The 18,258-nt window shown below is 38.7% G+C and carries 19 protein-coding genes; 2 read left to right on the forward strand and 17 right to left on the reverse strand.

All coding sequences use genetic code 11. The features are described 5' to 3' along the window. Positions 1-223: 223 nt before the first annotated feature. Entirely contained in the window at positions 224-412 is a 189-nt protein-coding gene (locus FC32_RS04835; RefSeq protein WP_056957300.1) for a hypothetical protein, read from the forward strand. A 434-nt stretch (positions 413-846) separates the two neighbouring features. Here the strand turns inward: FC32_RS04835 and FC32_RS04840 are convergent, their stop codons facing one another. From FC32_RS04840 to FC32_RS04855, 3 genes are all read right to left on the reverse strand, one after another. Further along, positions 847-1,527, reverse strand: coding sequence for an ABC-2 family transporter protein (locus tag FC32_RS04840; RefSeq protein WP_051533658.1), 681 nt, complete (start codon positions 1,525-1,527; stop codon positions 847-849). Continuing rightward, on the reverse strand, positions 1,524-1,901 hold the full coding sequence (locus tag FC32_RS10535) for an ABC-2 family transporter protein (protein WP_051533659.1): 378 nt from the start codon (positions 1,899-1,901) through the stop codon (positions 1,524-1,526). The genes FC32_RS04840 and FC32_RS10535 overlap by 4 nt, the downstream gene beginning before the upstream one ends. 424 nt (positions 1,902-2,325) lie before the next feature. Further along, complete coding sequence (locus FC32_RS04855; protein WP_235722562.1) at positions 2,326-3,087, reverse strand: ATP-binding cassette domain-containing protein; 762 nt, start codon at positions 3,085-3,087, stop codon at positions 2,326-2,328. A 371-nt stretch (positions 3,088-3,458) separates the two neighbouring features. Between FC32_RS04855 and FC32_RS04860 the strand changes: the two genes are divergently transcribed. After that, entirely contained in the window at positions 3,459-3,713 is a 255-nt protein-coding gene (locus tag FC32_RS04860; protein WP_025087448.1) for a hypothetical protein, read from the forward strand. A gap of 59 nt (positions 3,714-3,772) precedes the next feature. On the opposite strand, the gene FC32_RS04865 is transcribed toward FC32_RS04860, so the two are convergent. From FC32_RS04865 to FC32_RS04925, 14 genes are all read right to left on the reverse strand, one after another. Further along, on the reverse strand, positions 3,773-3,964 hold the full coding sequence (locus FC32_RS04865; RefSeq protein ID WP_025087449.1) for a hypothetical protein: 192 nt from the start codon (positions 3,962-3,964) through the stop codon (positions 3,773-3,775). Between the two features lie 1,639 nt (positions 3,965-5,603). After that, a complete protein-coding gene (locus FC32_RS04870; protein WP_025087450.1) occupies positions 5,604-6,773 on the reverse strand; it encodes a GH25 family lysozyme in 1,170 nt (389 codons plus the stop codon). Beyond that, positions 6,774-7,115: a phage holin, LLH family gene (locus FC32_RS04875; protein WP_025087451.1), complete on the reverse strand. Its 342-nt coding sequence runs from the start codon at positions 7,113-7,115 to the stop codon at positions 6,774-6,776. It lies immediately after the preceding gene. Positions 7,116-7,128: 13 nt separating this feature from the next. Then, positions 7,129-7,416: a hypothetical protein gene (locus FC32_RS04880; protein WP_025087452.1), complete on the reverse strand. Its 288-nt coding sequence runs from the start codon at positions 7,414-7,416 to the stop codon at positions 7,129-7,131. 38 nt (positions 7,417-7,454) lie between these two features. Next, positions 7,455-7,601, reverse strand: a complete 147-nt coding sequence (locus FC32_RS10385; RefSeq protein WP_235722564.1) for an XkdX family protein — start codon at positions 7,599-7,601, stop codon at positions 7,455-7,457. 1 nt (position 7,602) lies between these two features. Next, positions 7,603-7,842 (reverse strand): hypothetical protein, encoded by a 240-nt coding sequence (locus FC32_RS04885; RefSeq protein WP_025087453.1) that lies wholly within the window; start codon positions 7,840-7,842, stop codon positions 7,603-7,605. Continuing rightward, positions 7,842-8,774 (reverse strand): hypothetical protein, encoded by a 933-nt coding sequence (locus FC32_RS04890; RefSeq protein WP_025087454.1) that lies wholly within the window; start codon positions 8,772-8,774, stop codon positions 7,842-7,844. Before FC32_RS04890 ends, FC32_RS04885 begins: the two co-directional genes overlap by 1 nt. Before the next feature lie 3 nt (positions 8,775-8,777). Further along, positions 8,778-10,514 (reverse strand): BppU family phage baseplate upper protein, encoded by a 1,737-nt coding sequence (locus FC32_RS04895; RefSeq protein ID WP_025087455.1) that lies wholly within the window; start codon positions 10,512-10,514, stop codon positions 8,778-8,780. A gap of 1 nt (position 10,515) precedes the next feature. Further along, positions 10,516-10,839 (reverse strand): hypothetical protein, encoded by a 324-nt coding sequence (locus FC32_RS04900; protein WP_025087456.1) that lies wholly within the window; start codon positions 10,837-10,839, stop codon positions 10,516-10,518. Positions 10,840-10,852: 13 nt separating this feature from the next. Beyond that, positions 10,853-12,544, reverse strand: coding sequence for a phage tail protein (locus FC32_RS04905; RefSeq protein WP_025087457.1), 1,692 nt, complete (start codon positions 12,542-12,544; stop codon positions 10,853-10,855). Further along, entirely contained in the window at positions 12,544-13,305 is a 762-nt protein-coding gene (locus FC32_RS04910) for a phage tail family protein (protein ID WP_025087458.1), read from the reverse strand. Before FC32_RS04910 ends, FC32_RS04905 begins: the two co-directional genes overlap by 1 nt. Then, on the reverse strand, positions 13,305-17,510 hold the full coding sequence (locus FC32_RS04915) for a phage tail tape measure protein (protein WP_025087459.1): 4,206 nt from the start codon (positions 17,508-17,510) through the stop codon (positions 13,305-13,307). The genes FC32_RS04910 and FC32_RS04915 overlap by 1 nt, the downstream gene beginning before the upstream one ends. Next, positions 17,507-17,785, reverse strand: a complete 279-nt coding sequence (locus tag FC32_RS04920) for a hypothetical protein (RefSeq protein ID WP_051533663.1) — start codon at positions 17,783-17,785, stop codon at positions 17,507-17,509. The genes FC32_RS04915 and FC32_RS04920 overlap by 4 nt, the downstream gene beginning before the upstream one ends. A gap of 53 nt (positions 17,786-17,838) precedes the next feature. Next, entirely contained in the window at positions 17,839-18,243 is a 405-nt protein-coding gene (locus tag FC32_RS04925) for a tail assembly chaperone (RefSeq protein ID WP_025087461.1), read from the reverse strand. Positions 18,244-18,258 lie beyond the last annotated feature (15 nt).

Here is an 18,258-nt window from a genome sequence, read left to right on the forward strand (position 1 = left end):
GCAATCGCCTTTATTATCCTGGCGGTCGGAAAATGCTCCATTGATTTGGTGATCGCATACAGGATATATAAAAAGACTAACCACGATTTCAAAGATCGCAATTAGTCCTAACCCTTAAACTCTCGAACCACGTCGGGGGCTGATAGTTGGTGGCTATCAGTCCCTTATTCGTATCTAAGTATATTATATTTAATATACGAATGCAAGTAAGGAGTTATCACCAATGACAATGAAAACGACCAAGGCGCAACGTGACGCCTCTAATCGCTGGAACGAGAAGAACAAAGTACGCAAATACTATCTTGCTAAAAGATCCATGGCACGCAGTTACTGCAGAGTAGCCACCAAAAAAGGCTTAGAAGCATTGATCGCATTTGCTAACGAGAAACTAGCCGAACGCTTTCCAGAATGAGCAAAAAGCCCCCTGCACGATCGCAAGGGACTTCTTAGCAAGTTCCACTTTTTGGAACTCATGTTAAACGTATTATATCACTTCTTAGGGATGCACGTTGTCCAATTGTGGGCAATCACATCACAACGTTGCAAATAAAAACGCCTTGCACGATCGCAAGACGTCAAAGAACTGTTTTATAAACATTGGTAAGTTTAATCGATTGAGAAACCCTAGCAATATTATATCACCACATCACTAAATAAAAAAAGCGCTGGAATTTCCAACAGTTGAGATCTTGCACTATTTTAAACCGCCTAGCCCAAATTTGAGGGTCTCCCTAGGGTCTCCTTTCGGTCTCTTTTAAACTATTTTTATCTACTCTCTTTTAATAATCTGCTAAAGAGCTTTACTTAAAAGCCTTATATCACACGGGAACAAGTGTGCGTGTGATCCTAGAAAATAATACTAGCATCCCCTTTTATAATTTCAACGGGTAGATTTGTTACAGTCAAAATTGGAACCACAAATGTGAAAAATAATTGGATAAACAGCGGGAAAAACACCCTGGGGCGACTGAGCATACTCGTTAGATCTTCGACAATTCCCCCCAGTGCATTTGCCTTTGTTAGCCAAAAATTAAGGCAGATACAAATTCGATTTGGCAAAAAAATCATCATCACTCCTAAAAAAAGTGTCACCACCAACATAAGAATTCGCATAATTCCTAACGTGTAACGCTGTAGCAAATAAAGAAATATCACCATCGTAACTAATAATTCCAGCAAACTAGGCAGATCAAAACCACTCAAGACTAGCGACCAATACGGATCTAGTGGGCGAATCAATAAGCGATCAAGTTCACCACTAATGATCAAATAGCTCAATGCTTCATGACCTAAAATAAAGATAAAATTATATAGTGCTACCATCAGTGCCACTCCAGTCACGAGCAGTAAATAATCGCTTCGATTCCATCCATTAACAGAAATGTTAGCAGAAAAATATACATATCCAGACACATACTCAATCACATAAAAGACAAGTGCCAGCCAAAAAGTCAACCAACCAGTCGTCCGATAAATCATAAACTGCTTAAAACTTTTGTTCCAAGTGCAGCGTAATAATTTCATCATACACTCTCGACCCCTTCATATAAACGCAAACCAAGTTTTAACATAATTTTATAAAGATATAAAAATACCAACAGCCATAAAAGTGTAACGAGTAAATATTGCATCAACTCAGAAGTCGTCAAACCTACCGTTAAAAAACGAGCTGGCACATCGGTCACTAGTGAAAAAGGATTGTACTGCACGATTTGATAAATTTTAATTGGTAAGTGCGACAAAGGAAAATAACGTCCACCAAATAACAGATAACAAGCAGTTACAAATGAACGTAAAGGCCACAACTCGACTAACCAAAAGGCCATCATCCCTAAAAGTAACATTAAAGAAAAAAACATGACAATAGCACAACTTAGATATATCACTAAAAGTAACAACATTATGGTTGAAATCCCCGATACAATTCCAAAATATGCTATTAGACATAAAACTAAAAAATTGGTTTCCAATAAAAGATGCAAAATGCTCTCCGTACAATGATATTGGTCGTTCAAGTAAAGTTGAAAGTCGCCCTGACTTGATTTGCAAAGCTAGCCTAAATGCTAGTGCCACGCTAAAACTTAATGCTAAAAAGTTGGCTAAAAAAAATATACGCCTAAACGTCCGAAACTATAGTCCTTAACCATTAAACTTTTTTGACTATAAAGTGCATGCCACATAAAAATACTAAAACATGCCTGTAAAGCTGTTAAAACGTACTCTAACAGTAAATCGGTACGATATACCGCTTTAGCTTTTAAACTATTAAAAAAATATATACGTATTTCATGTGTCATCCTCTTTGATCAGTTGGGTGATCAATTCTTATAGTTCCATCCCTCTTTGACTGACCCGTAAAATTTTCTCTGGTGGGAGTTTGGCTAAAACCTCATTGAGTTTTTTTGGAGTACATGTCAGCTTTTCTTCAATCGATTTTGCATTTAAAAAATTAACGTCAAATAAAACTTGAGTTGTTGCTTCATGTGGTAAATGTTCTAATTGATCATTAAAAATAATTTTCCCTTTATTCAAAATGACTACTCGATCTGCTAACTGCTCAATGTCCTTAATATAATACGACGTCGTAATGATCGTTGTCTGATTTGTTTGATTTTCCAAGCGTAAAATCTGATAAATTGTTTTTTGAGTCACAAAATCTAAGCCTAATGTCGGCTCATCTAAAAATAAATATTTTGGTTGATGCAATAAAGCTGCGATTAGTTCGCATTTTACCCATTGTCCCAATGATAGTTTACGTACTGGAATATCCAACAAAACTGTTACTTCTAATTTTTCACTTAACCACAACAAGCGAGCACGGTAAATTTGAGTTGGTATTTCATAGATTGTGGCCAACATGTCATAGGCATCTCTTGCTGGCAGATCCCAGATCAATTGCGACTTTTGCCCTAATAAAACCCCGATACTTTTAAAAAACTCTTTTTTCCTTTGATATGGTTGCATTTGATCAATTATTATCTCACCTTGTTTTAGCGGCAAAATCCCTGTTAATAATTTAACTAATGTAGTCTTTCCAGCTCCATTTCTCCCGATCAAGCCAAGCATCTCACCTTCAGTAATCTTCAAAGAAATGTTGGTTAAAGCATTGACTTGAAAGAGGTGGTACGTTTAAAAAAATCGTGAATCGCACCTTTTGATCCCTGAGGTCGTTTAAAAGTCGTATATTGTAGTGACGCATTTTTTACTTCGATCATATGCTCACCTCGTTTTTGGCTAAGCATACTGCATTAAAAAATAGATTCCAAGTAGCACACAGGATTTAGCATTTATAAGGCAGGATTTGGTTAAACGTGATGAATGATACCATTATCGTTTAAAGATAGAATCTTATTACAAATAAGATTGAAATTTTTCGACCTTTTTGTTTGCATTTTCTTTGTTGTAAGCGTATTCTTCTAAGTGTAAATAAATTTATTTAGTTAAAGGTGGTAATCGCTATGAGTACAAAAGAAAATGTCGTTGCAACCCTAGAAAAACTTAAAACTGAACTCAAACAGACCCAACCTGATACAAAATTTACCGAATATATCGAAGAAACCTTTACAGTCTTTAAGAACAGTACTGACGAGGCCTTTAAAGATGAATTACATAAATTCACCAATATGGCCCCAGTTCTCAAACGCTCTACTCCAAAATTAAGTTCAAAGGCAAGCGAACTGTTTGATAAGCTTCAAGCATTAATACAAAAATAACTAAAAACGTCAGTGGTTGATTTTACCACTGGCGTTTTTAGTTAAAATATGTAGTTTTTTTAAATGTCCAATTTCTTTAATTCTTCAAACCGCTTGTTTATCAATTCTTGTAGTTCGTTTAAATCATCTAACGTTGCTTTATTTCTAATGAAGCCACGGGCACTACTTCTCGCAGTTAAATATGACCGATGAGCACGATTTTTTTCATTCCATTTTTGACTTGCTTTCTTTTGAGATTTTGTTTCTGCCAAATTAATCTTCCTCTACTAAAAATATTGATCAGACTATAGCTATTTTTCTACACCTGCTGTAAACCGTTTAGCAATTAATTCTTGTAATTCATTCAAATCATCTTCGGTGGCAATTTCTCTCACAAATTTCCGTGCATAAGACCTATAACGATATACACGTTGTTGTTCTTTATTTTTATCTTGATATTTTTTTGTGACTCGCTAACTTTTGCCATATATTTTCCCCTTTATAAAATATCTTAAATACTATTCGTTCTTAAGTATATATCGTGAAAAATTGCATTGCAAATAAGATATCGATTAAAACTTCTTTCAACTTAGCTTTCCATCTTTATCTTTAATTACTAACATTTGCCTCTTTAGTTCTACACATATTCTTTTTTTAATACATACATTTATAATACGATTGCACTAGCAGATACTTATACCTATCTTATTCATGAATATCAGCAAACACAAATAAGTGAGATCAAGAAAAATCTCACTTTGCTGGCTGAATAATTTGTGCAACAACTTTTTAATTTCTTACTGTTTTTAATCATTTTTCCTGTACAATAAAAAAGGCAAAACGCTGATATAACAACATTTTGCCTTTTCTACACGGCTATTAATTTCATTTAATATGATCCGGGTGAGATTATTCACCCCTTATAAGACGCTATTTGTAGGCATTTTGTGCAACTATTGTGCAACAAAAAAATAACCCCAACCAGCAAACCGATCGGGGCACATTCATCTAGTGACGGTCTTTCAACCAGTCATAGATGATGCTTGATACAAGATTGACTAAGATAGCCAAGATCAAGCTTAAAATTGTACTTAGCATAGGAGTTCACCTCCAGCTGTACTAATTGAAATTGGTTAGATTTCACGTACTTCACAAGTATACAAAATATCTTGACATAAATAAATATCTAATTTAATATAATAGTGTACTTAGCATGGAGACATTTCCTGCTTAGCGAGCTGGTTACTCGCAACAGTCTTACCTTCCAACTTTTTTGTTGGAGGGTATTTTTTTACACTAAATGTGTTAAGTATGGGATAACTGTGGTATCATTACTTCATGGTGGTCTTTCAACCAGTCATAGATGACGTCTGAGATTAGATTGACAAGGAATCGCCAATATTGATTTGGTGAGCATGGTATTTTCCCAGCTCTCGTGCAAATTGGCCACTTGTCAAACTATTTTTGCCTTCTGACATCTGTCAGAGGGTAATTTTTTTGCAACAAAAAAGCCGTTGCTTTTAAGGGGGGCAACGGCGTAAACAGTACTGTTTTGAAATAGCATAAGTACCGACTATTATTTTCCTAACAGCCATAGTATAGCATATGTCACATTTATTTCAAGATTTATGTATGGGAGGCACGACTCCCTTGTGTTAGGAAAAAATAATTCAGTAACTTATGCGTTATTTCTTCTTGTTGGAGAAATATTTAACTGCTGCTCTCACCAAGACTAAAACAACAGGCGCATAAGCGACCAATACGTCAAAAAACGTGTGGTGCACGCAAATATTCTTCTTTCTAGGTACAGCAGTTAGATCCATTCTCGTGCCAACTTCAAAAACTGTTCTCTGGCCCAGATTGCAGTAACAATACTGCGCCATTATACTTGAGTTCTCTTGTTTAATCTACCTAATACCGCAACGTTTGACCTGAATAAATTAGATTTGCATTTCTGATCCCGTTCATTGATTGTAAACGAGTCACCGTTGTACTTAATTTTCGTGCGATTTCCCCAAGTGTATCACCAGATCTAACTTGATAACTACGAACTTGAGGCCGAGATACTACTTGACGTCGCGTGCCATATTCCTGACCACCCATGACACCCATTGCAACGTAATGATAACTACCACTGTAGCTCATATAACGAGCCCAAACGTAGCCACCTTTGATATATACATGATCGTACGTCAAGCTCTCACCTGGATCGTATTGTGCTACGATCTGAGCACTTGTGCTTGGTGCTGTCCGTACGTTTAGCTTAGTATTAGCAGTAAACACGCCAGTCTGTGCATAATCTTCATCTTTGGTTGAAGATCGAACTGGTTGTTCTTGTTTTACTTGGCTCTGATTATCTACGTGGTGCGTATCGCTGTTACTGATCACAGCATTTTTATCTTGGCCACCAGTGTAATAGTTATCATAAAGCTGCGAAACGTCAAAGTGTCCATAAGATCCATTGAATACAGCATCACTTGCCCATTGCCAAGCATGGTGTTGTGTATGTCGATCAGCAGTCACGTTATATGGATATTGCGCGATCCAACCAGTCCCATTAGGCACACTAACAACATCATTTTTCCAGCTTTGTGAGGTGTAGATGTCATAACGGTAGCCAGCTTGTTCTACGATCCGCTTGAATTCCATCACTGCTAGATCGTTAATATTCTTGGGTACTTTCTGCTGTTGTTCAGCTTCAACGTCAGCAACTAAAACAGCGTTGATCGGTAACCCGTCAGCTTTAGCCATCGCTACTGCATAGTTAGCCTCGGCTTGTGCTCCTCCAACACTAGACCAACGAGCAAAGTGATAGCCGTTGATATACAATCCTGATTGCTGGGCCGTGCTGATGTTATTTTTTGCTGTGTAGTCATGATAGTATGCGCCTTCGCTGATTTTGGTGACAACTGACTTGACACCGTACTGATCACGCATTGCGGTAAAGTTTCCTACTGTCATATAATCATTGTGATTTGAGACATCGACCATGTCAGTACGCGCAGCTTCTACATTAGACGTAGTTGCTAGTGTACAAAAAAGAGCTGCCGTTGCGACAACTCCGATCAGTTTCTTCTTCAATTATTCCGCCTCCTTTTGTGGGTATTGTTTCAACAGATCACGTTGTTTGGCGTAGGCTTGTTCTACTGCGTTTACGATCACTTGTTCATCTTTGACCGTGAACCCTGCGTTTGATAACGCCTGTGCCACAACTTGGACCGCATGATTTTTCTTCATCGCACCACTCAAATACTCAGTTACTCCAAGTTTTTGCGCTGCGATCACGGCATCTTTTGCCAGTGGCTCGAGCACATTGAAGATCGTTCTAGCTTGTACGTTCTTTTTGACTTCACTACCTACAAATGTGATCACAGCTGTTAGCACAGTCACAAATAACGTTACTACTACATCATTAAATTCCATTTGATGTACCCCCTTATTTTTCGTCCTCGAGCTTTGAAATTCGACGCTCGTGATCTTCTAATTCCTTTGAGTGAGCTACGATATCTAGTTTATTATCTTGGATCATCTGTTCACGTCTTGATCCGAGTTTTTCCTGCTTGGCGATATTGTCATTTAACTCTTTGATCGTCATTCGCAACGGTGTAAGTGCCGTTTCCAGCGAGTGTGTCAAAGCTTTAACTAGTGCACCTAAAAACGTACTAGCAATCGCAATGATCGCTGTCCAATCGCTTAAACTGAGCCCTAAAAATTCATGATGCAAAACAGCACCTCCTTTTTATTTTTACCACCGCTAACTTATTATTTGTTGCTTTCTGCTACTTCGTATTGCTCACCAACGAGCTCTTTATATTGTTCTGGTGTTCCAAAGCCAGCTTGCACATAAACTTTGACATCGTCCTTTGAATAAAGTTTTGCGTTATAACACATTACTGCGATATCCCACATATTAAGCATCTCCTTTCGCAAGTTGTAATCCTAATTTACCAACCATTCCTAAAATTTGCGTGTTTTGCGCCTTTAGTTGGGCCACTTGCATTCCCAAAGTCGCAAATGCCTTTTGTTCTTTGTTAGTCTCAACATCTGGTGTTGGTTGTGGATCTAATTCACCATCTTGCAAAACATAATCTTCAGCAACTTCTTTACTTTGAACGTTGCCATAGCTATCAAACCAAAAAACTTGTCGCATTATTCATGACCTCCTAACAAGAACCAACAGTTGCTATGTCGGACCAGTTCGACCATTTCACTGATTTTCATCTGATAATCTTTACCCCCCGGACATAAAATGACATCTGCATCATGTGATTGCACTGAACCGCCATTTTTGAGCACTACATTATTCCAGTTGATAATTCTAATACGCTTTCCATAATAGTCCCCTTCACCAGCGATCTTGACTTTTCTCAGTGCTTTAATTCCACCCTCACTTGAGCCGACATTAATTACTTCTTTTTCAGGACTTATCACTACTTCACCATCATTATTTGCTTCTGATTGAACGAAATCATCAGTTCTCGCATATTGGTAATTTTCCATTAACTTGTCTAGCTGTTTATCTGTTACAGACACTTCACCGATATTAGCAAATAATGCATTCAATCGTTCATAACTATTTGAGTGATAATTTGCTACTTCGCTATATGGATTTATCACTGGATAAATTGTATCGAAATGTACTGGATGAATTGCGATCCTCGACCAGTAAGGCGTTGCTCTGCCCCAAAGTTGAACATTATATTCAACAGTTTCTGGTAGATCTGTTCTTTTCCAATAAACTCTAAACTCCATCTGTCGACCGATCTGAGATGCTTTTGTTACTTGCCCCAAAGAGACCTTTGCTTTTAAGTTCTTATCACCAGAACCATCGATCCAAACTTGTAAATTTAAAAATCCCGTTTCCTGAATTTTATCTGCTGTACCATCATAGACAAGCGCAGTTAAAAAAAGACGTCTCAAGCTACGTTGTGATAACTTGTTAGCATCTTTTGCATTTAGTTTCGTCGGATCATCTTGTAGCATGACGTCAAAGATTTTATGCCAGTTTCCTTTTTCTGAATGTGCAGTACTCCAGCTATTGTAATTCCCATACAGTGGTAATTCTGGTCCGCGATTATTCATAGACTAAATTCTCCCTTCCTTGATGTATTTTTTAAATACTTGTTCTGCTTCCGACACATCATTTGAACTTTCATCAAAGAACTCAAACGGTTCTCTGATATGCCACCAAGCAAAGCCCACAATGAAATCTAAATCTTTCATCCATCCACTAAAGGCTGCTTCCATCGCTAGCGCTGAAACATGGAAATCTTGTGGTGTTTGGCCTGTATGCTTACCGATCAATGTTACTAATCCATCAACTTGAGGCATCACACCAACTTCAGTGATAAAGATCGGTTTATTAAAGTAGCGGTTAATCTCACGCATCCGCTTGCCAAAGGCTACTCCCGAGTGATCATAATAAAAGCCCTCGATCACTTCTTCAACGCTGATGTTATCACTCGTATCTTCCTTGCTTACATACGATGGATAAACATTTAAACCAACAAAATCAAGTTGAGACATCCACTCACGTTCTTGCCATTTGCTGTGTTCTTCGCCAGCCATAGCGTAAGTCAGTAATAAGTTCGGGTGCTCTTGGCGCAATTCTTGAACGATCGTTGACCATTTATCGTTAAATTTAGCTTGTGTATTTTGAACTTGCTCACAACCGATACACAAAATAGGGATACTGTGAGTATCACAAATAGTGGCACACTTTTGTAAGATCTGCTTCCAATTATTGAAAAAGTCGACATTGGAGTCTGGAACGTACTCACCACGATAAAAACCATCTGACCAATTAACTCCTAAATGCGGTTTAAGCATGTCGATCTTTAACCCTTTTGCCTTAATCCTCACGACCGTATCATTGATCCGATCTTCTTCAAGCTGTGGATCACTATCCGTTTTACTGGTAATATTTACCATGCTACATAACGTGATCGTTGCTCCTATATTTTTAAGATGTTCAAGCGTATTATCAGAGATCTCCATTCTAGGCGAGATCGAGGTTGAAACTGAATGATACTTCAATTTATGCGTCAATGGCTCAGTTTCTAATGACGCAAAGCGCTCTTCGATCTTATTTCTCGCAGCATCAAGTTGTCGCACACGATCTTCTAATATTAAATTGATATTGTTGATGAGCACGTCAGCTTCTTGCTTTGTAAATAGCCCATCTTGCTTGATCTTATCGTCAAGTACTTGCAACCGATCTTTAGCAACTTCTAGCCAAGTTTGTGTATCATGGCCAGTTTTCTCAAGTTCTGAGATCGTGCCTTTAAAGGTTGTATCCCATTCGGTCAATTTTCCTGACATTTTTCCATCTGCATTGTTCAAAATGATTTCGAGTTGATCGTACAGATCTTCAAACGGTGTCATGTAATCACGAGCTACAAGACCACTGATCACTTTATCAGCTAAAACTTCTAAGCTAAATTCAAGCGTTGTGATCGAGTTTCCATCTCGCACGATCCTAAAGAACGCTTGTACATACGATCCAGCAACAGCAAAAGCTTGCGCAGGTAGGTCAAACCGAAATTGTCCAGCTTGAGCATCGATCAGGACTGCATGTTTGGCATCTAAGATCTTATGCGTCTTATCTGGTAAAACACCTTCAAACCAGATATTTGAACCAGTTAGATCAAACGGTGTACCATCGTCGTTTTTGACGTTGACAAACACTTGACGCATAGCATTTTCATATTGCCGTGCTTGCACCCAGTTGGATTCACTTGACTTGAAGTCAATATGAAAATCTTGGATGTCTTTAACTAACGCACGTCGATCTTTACCGATCGTATAAGTTAATGTTTGCAAATTAGATCACTCCTTCTTCTTTCAAAATCTCACGAACTACCAGTTTGATCGTATCGTGATCAATACCTAAAATAATACGCTTGATTTTTTTATCCAGTACATCTAAGTCTTGCTTAGTAACAAAATTTTTTAACTCGTCTTTGTTGTCTTTTGCTGACTTCAAATGCTCAATCTCAGAAATTGTAGCAACTACATACTCTCCTAGTTGCGCAATAGATTCACGTACATCTTTACCGTTTTTCTTATGTCGAATTGCCTCAACAATTTCTGCCATCGTTCGTAATCGTTTGGTAATTGGAGTATCATCGTCATATTTAACAACCATATTGCAATCCCCCTTATAATTTTTGTTCAGGTAACTTAACAAAACGCTTTTTACCAGTTGGACCCCAACCGCCAGCGACTGATATATCACGCAACCAATTTGAGTCATTGAATAGAGCTAGCAACTGGTGAAACCCTTTGCGAATATCTGTGTAACCTTCAAGCGCCCAGTGAACAAATGTATCATCTCGATATTGTAGTAAACCGATCGTTGGATGACCAGCTTGCGCATTGGAGTCCCAATCATTCACAACAGTTTGGTCACCATTTGACTCTTGCTTGATACGTGATAAGACTACTTTCAGGCTATCATTTGTTAAATTTACTTTCATCAACTTAGCAGCATATTTAACAACAGGCGTCCAGTCACCATTAACAGGATCAATGACAACCTTATCAGCATCATTCATCTTATCAACTAAGTCTTTTATCTCTTTGAACTCAGTTGCTAGCTGTTCATTAGCTTGATACAATTTTTGATAATTTCTGACCAACACTTGATTTTCTTGTCGTAATTGCGATATTTGTGATGCATTTGATTGTTGTAGACGTCTTAAATCATCAATCTTCCCTAATGATCGCTGAAGCTTTGTTTGATACTCAGTCAATCCATAAGATTTCTCGGCTATCGTTAATGACGATTCATAAGGTTTAGTTAGATCAATTTGTTTTTGTGTCACTCTCAGCATCTGTGGTTCTACGATTCCCGGATTGATAAACAAATAACGATCAGACACTTTGAATGTACTATACTCTGGCAATTCTATAGCTGAAATAGTCCACTGAGTGTGCGTGGCCGACTGTGCACTGATCCATTCATTTGCTTTTCTTAGTAAATTTTGTGGTTCGTGCACATCATCCCAGATTTGAGTTCCATTAATGATGCCAAATTCTTGCTGTAGATCAGGTATATCTAAATAGTCCTTTCCGCCATTTAAATCTGCGACTGTTATTCTGGGTCTTGTCCCATTAGCAACACTACCATTTTCACTTTGTGGGGGCCCTATTTGTGCTCCTAATGGAATAAGTCGCGTTATCACTTTAGTTGGATCGATCGTCATACTAGCTGACTTTAAATTACGTCCCAATTTAATCGGGGTATCGCTTAGATGGTCGCTACCAGGATCAACTACATAATCAATATAATTTTTACCGTTATGATAGTTAACTCGTAAAAAGCCACCTAAACGACTTAATAACTTTTCTTTGATTGTATCTCTAGTTTTGGTATAATCAACAAACCGATAGACGTTATCAGTCGAGTTGGTCACATCAACTTTTCTGACTTCAAATTTCTTCCAATCAGGTACGCTATTGTTGTGTACTTGGATCAACATACGAAAGAAACCAGCTGGAGATGTATTATGAACCTCAGCAAATCTTTGAACACTGTCTAACAGATATGCTTCGATCGACTCAAAAATATATTCCTGAATGAACTGCCCACTAGATTCCATCGTTCTGGTAGGCTTTAGAGCACGACCTCTAAAAATCAATTTGCTATCATCGTAAACTTCAACATGCGTATGCATCGGTCGAACATTATTGAACAGATTACTTTTCTGATTGACCTTTAGCGTAAGGTCATCAATTTCACCTTCTTTTAAAGTCAGCTTTCCTGCTGAAATATACCTGTCAATACGTGGATCATGAATGATATAACCAACTTTGTCCGTTGGATCATTATAAGCAATGATACGATACATCAAATCATCTCCTCACGTCTGAACTTAAAGTAGATAGTTCCTTTGCCTGCAAGTTCAAAATAATTCTTCCCTCTAGCCAATACTATCTCAACACCTTGGTAGTTGCTTTGATTTACCTGTAGTTCAGTATTATCGCCTTTAATCCAAACATTTCCAGTAACTTCAACATTGCATATTGCCGAGCGTGATCCGATATTGGTCAAAACTATTTTTTGAGTCTCAAAGACATCAAATTTCACTTCTTGAAATACCCAGTGTTCAAATTCTACATCGTCCCAAATGTCGGATCCTTCATAATTTTTGGCAAATGCAAATGGATAACAGTTAAATGTGATCGTGGCCACCAACGTTTGATATTTGTTATCATCAGCAAGTGTGACTGATTGAACTTTACCCTTCCAAAAATAATTTGCATCGTGAGTATCGATCAAGCGTTGGATCTTAGATGGAATCAACTTTCTTTTGATCTCATGTTCTAACATTTTTCTATCAGCATATGGACTAGCAACCACTTTAAATTTGTAGGTCAGAGTTCTATTTTCGAAATACCTTTCATCATCAAACACTGAAAAATCGTAACTTCCTTGCATATATGGCAAAGTCTCAACGATCGCTTTCTCATTTGGCGAAGGGGCGTCACGTTCAAGTAGCCACCATCCTTCTGTGCGTGAGTCAAAGTCCCCAAAAACAATACCTTCTGTGCGTAACTGTTCATCTATTTTTGAATATGCAGGCTGGGTATCCATAAATTCATATCCCATTAATTCCACCTCGTTTGCAACTGTATATCTTCACCAAAAGCAGTATTATAAAGATCTTTGGTTTCACCAACAACCACCCCAGAATCTAGTACTATTACTTGCTTTTTGTCGACCAAGCGACGTAAAAGATCGTTAGTCGTATCAAATGAGCTAACTTTCAATTCATTAGTACTGTTCAAATTGATATTGCTATCATTTATCGGACTTGGAAGCAACAGATCTAGTCGAGTAACATTAGACTTAATATTCTCGATCATATTGCCCATTGCTTTTGATGCAGCGTCTTCATTTTCAGTGATACCGACAGCAACACCTAACGCTAAGAACTTACCCACTTCATCTCTCATCAATCGAGATGGTGAATGGATCTTTGCGACTTTCTTAGCCTCAGCATTTACACTAGCTACTAGACTAGCCATAGCACTAACAGCAGCACTAGTATTGGAACTGATACCAGAAGCAACCCCCGCAGCTAATTGTGATCCAGCCGAACGCATATCACCTACTCGTCCCCGAACTCCAGCAGCTGCATGATATCCTAGCGTATCACCGGCGTCTTTAGTATCTCCCTTACGTCCACTGACACCTTTGGCTGCATGATAACCTAATGTATCGCCAGCATCTTTCATCTCAGCCTTTTTACTCTTTGTTCCTTTTACAGAACTTTCAGCAAGCTGTGTACCAGCGTCTTTGGCTTCAGACTTCTTATTATTAAGACCTTTTACATAACTATCTGCATTATCTTTCCCGGATTTACTATGCCTATTATTGTCCTTAGCCCCTTCACTCGACTGCGTTGCTAGATACTGCCCAGCACCTTTAAAGTCCCCGGCTTTTAATGCTTCGATGAATTTATTTTTACCTTCATCACCTTTAGCGAACATGCCCGATGGCAAAGAATTCAAACCGTCGGTACCATCTTTAGCGATTGCTTGTGCGATCTGTGTTGTAGTCGCTTTACCTGTTGATAATGCTTGAACTAAATTATCAACACCTTGTGTGCCTGTCTGTTGCAACATCAGCGCAAAAGCTTGCATTTGTTGTCCAGTATCTCCATTCATTTTGACAAAAGCAAGATACATGGACTGTAATTGTTCATTAGTTACGTTAGACATGTTCTTCAGGCCATTAGACCAAGTATCAAAATTCAACTTAGATCCATTAGCGATCGTCATATTCATCTGAGTTCCAAATTGTAACTGTTGATTCAGCATTTGCTGATTCGCAACTTCCTGTTGGATGATCTGCTGTTGTAACTGAGCCTTGGTCGTTTGATCTTGTGCATTGTCTAATTGCTCTTTGAGTTGCTTAATCTTCTCCTCGCCCTGCTGAATCTGTTGAGACCGCAATTCATAATTAGCTTGTAAAGTGGTTATAGTTGCTTCACGCTCTTGCTGATTTAGTTTTTCGCCATTTTGCAAGCGTGTCATCTGAGCATCAGCAAAAATTTGGTTTTGTTCAATCAACTTTTGCTTGATCGCATTATTTTGGTCAGTCAACATTTTGACTTGATCTTCAGTCATTGCTGTTCCATCGGAAAAACGTTTATCTTGTAGCTGTCTATCAAGGTCAGAAGTGATATTCAATAAGTTTTGTCCATTTTGCTGTGTTGCATTGGCAAGATCCTTATTTGCCTTATTGACTGCTTCGACACGCTTTTTACCAGTTAATTCTTCAGCGTCAGTCATAGCTTTACTGTACTTATCAGAAGCTTTTTGAGCGTTTGTTTGATACTGATCTAATGTGTTATTAACGTCAGTCAAAAATTGTTTCGTCTTATCTGATACACCTTCAGTATTAATAAGATCACTGAATTTTGCCTTTGAATTCTCGAAAGTCGTCTTCATCTCTTTAGCGGAGTTAGAAACAGCTTCAACTGATTTTTTCAGTTGTTTAGTCGAATTAGTGGCAGAATCAGAACTCTCCTTAGCTTCTTTACCACCTTTGCCCAGCTGTGAAAATGATTCATACCCAATTTTTCCAGCGTCAACAAAAGCTTGTCCCATATCCTTAGCCGCATCCATTGCCTGACCAAGATCTTTTTTAGCTGCACCGATCGACTTGCTTGCTCCTTTAAAGTCACCAGTCATTGCTTGGCCTAAAGCTTTAAACACATTACCAGCAGAGGTCACCAGTTTTATCAGTCCTACTAAAACATCAGCAACTAAACGAAGACCTGTGGCTAATTGAATAGCTGCCATAACAAGTGCACCGATAGCTAAAGCACCGACAACTTTCAAGATCCTACCTAATAATTTCCCAATAGGTTTCAAAGCTTCTAACACACCTGTTACTGCTGGCTTCATTGAATCAAACATTGACTTGATACCACCAATAGCAGTCTTTACAACGCCTTGGATATTCATAAAGTTACTTGACCATGCCATATAAATAGCTGTAGCTACCACTGCAACACCGGCAGCTATGATCGTTAATGAACCTAATGACGCACCCAAGCCAGCTACTGCGCTACTCGAACTGATCGCAGTAGGTGCTAAAGACGCTATTTGAGCTTCTGATGCCCCCATAGTGCCTAGCAATTTTGCATATGCACCATTCAAACTGATCGCTGCCTGTTTTGGATTTGTTGCAAAAGTGACCAAACTTTTAGTTGCATTAGTTGCTTTACTTGGAATACCTGCTAAAGCTGATCCAACACCTTTGATCTTACTTGCCATGTACTCTGCACCACTAGCCGACGTAGACATGTACAAGAAATGGTTCAGCCCAGACACAGCCTTTTTAGAGCTATTGTAGATACCACTAAAAGCCATTGAAATGATACTATTTTGAGTACTTATGGCCGAGCCAGTCATACCAATACCCGTACGCACTAAACTTAGGTCAGCCTGTAGTGTCTCTAAAAATTGGATCGTTTTCGCACCACCAACACCGATTCCCTTAAATGTCTCCAGTGCTAAAAATGCAGGTAAAGCGATCTTAAGTGCACTTGTGACAGACTCGATAGACGGCAACATGTCCATAAAGCTCTTAGCAAATTCAATCCCTTTGCCGATACTCTTTTGGATCTCGGCTTGATTTTTTTGTAAATAGTCGTTGAATTGACCAATTTTATCGGTTGCGGCATCAACGCCACTTTTTAGCACTCCGCCAAATGTCTGTTCAATGATAATAGCTAAACTTTCCAATGAACCAAAAAACTGTTCTACGGAACTCTTTAGGTCGTTTTGCATTGTTTTAGCCATTTCAGAAGCAGCGCCATCTGAATTCTGGAGTTTACCGGTCAAATCTTGCAAAGCATATGAACGTTGCGATAGTAAGACGTTAACGGCTCGTCCACCTTGAACACCATAAATCTCAGACAAGTAGTATTGCTTTTGCTGATCGGTCATTCCAGACAATTTTTCACGCAATTCGCTCATTTGTTGCGCTAAAGGCTTCATCTTTCCCGATGAGTCAAAGGCGCTATAGCCTAATTGGTCCATAGCTTTTTTAGCTTCTCCACTAGGATTTTGGACCCTTGTCAGTGCCATCGCTAAGTTAGATCCTGCTTCTGAACCTTTGATACCAGCATTAGATAGCAAACCGATCGCAGCGGCAGTTTCTTCTAAACTTAAACCTGCAGTGTGCGCTTGAGGTGCGACCATCTTCAACGCTTCACCCATGTCTTTTGCTTCAGCATTAGTATCTGCAGCTGCACGCGCAAAAATATCAGCAACGTGTGCAGATTTATCTGCTTCTAAACCAAAGCCGTTCAAAGCAGTTGCTGCATATTCAGCGGCTGCACCAACATCACCGCCGGAAACAGCTGCTAGGTCCATTACGCCGGGAGTTGCTGCCATGATCTGATTAGCATCAAATCCAGCTGAAGCCAGGGCTTCCATACCTTCTGCTGCTTCTTTGGCGCTAAAGGCTGTATCTGCACCAAGCTTGATAGCCTGATCATTCATTGCCTTTAACTCCTTAGCATTAGCACCAGAAATAGCGCCCACACGAGACATTTGATGTTCAAAGTCCATACCCGTTTTGATCGCTGCTACTCCTAATGCGGTGACACCAACAGCAGTAGCTTTAACAGCCGTTGAAACTATATTTGATGATTTAGTCAAGGCATCTGTCGAAGACATAGATCCTTTGGTAATCTCTTGATTGAATTTTTTATAGATCGCAGTTGCTTCACGAAAGGCGGCAACATATTGGGTTATATTAGCTCCTAAAGTCACTCTAGAATCATAAGTACTCAAATCTTGCCACCTCCTTTGCGATACTCTGCCAGCCTACGTGCTATTCTTACAAGATCTTGGTCCATATCTTCTTCTCTGACTTGGACATTTTCGACTGCTTTTATAGCTTCATCATAGTCGAAGAAATCTTTGAACTCTCTATAAATATAATTTCCTTCTTTATCTACTGATTTAGCTGTCACGATCGCCCACGCAAGATCTCGACGCTCAAACATTCTATCAACTTGTTGCAAACGATATGCTTGCATTCTCAAGTTATATTCTTTGAGTGTCATCTTCTCTATCGTTGCTAGATCAGTCATTTTAAAGAGTCTAAAAGCATTGGCAACTATGGTTTCATAGTATCTTGCGCTTTCAAATTCTTCTCTTTTTCGAATTGCTTTTTGACTTCGTTCATTACTTTCTCGTAGTTCTTTACTAGTGGTCTCGTTTGACGATGCTTCTTCAATTCTTTTGTAAACAGACCGAAAAAACGGGTATATTCTTGTTCGCTCTTGAATGAGTCTACCCAAGCATCAAACTCTTCTTCTGTTAGATCTAAATCTGGTTGTAAAGCTGCGTGTAAGGCTTCATAAAGCGCATAAGGATTAGGGGACTGCAAACGAGCATAGATATTATTTACACCCGTCCCGAAGTCCACGGGACCTTCAATGCTATACTTTTTGTCTAGTTCGCGCACAAAGCGCACACCAAAACGCAACTCATAGCTCTTACCATCAATTTTTACATACATAATTTAAAGATCCTC

The sequence above is a fragment of the Ligilactobacillus apodemi DSM 16634 = JCM 16172 genome (assembly GCF_001434405.1).
Lineage (GTDB): Bacteria > Bacillota > Bacilli > Lactobacillales > Lactobacillaceae > Ligilactobacillus > Ligilactobacillus apodemi.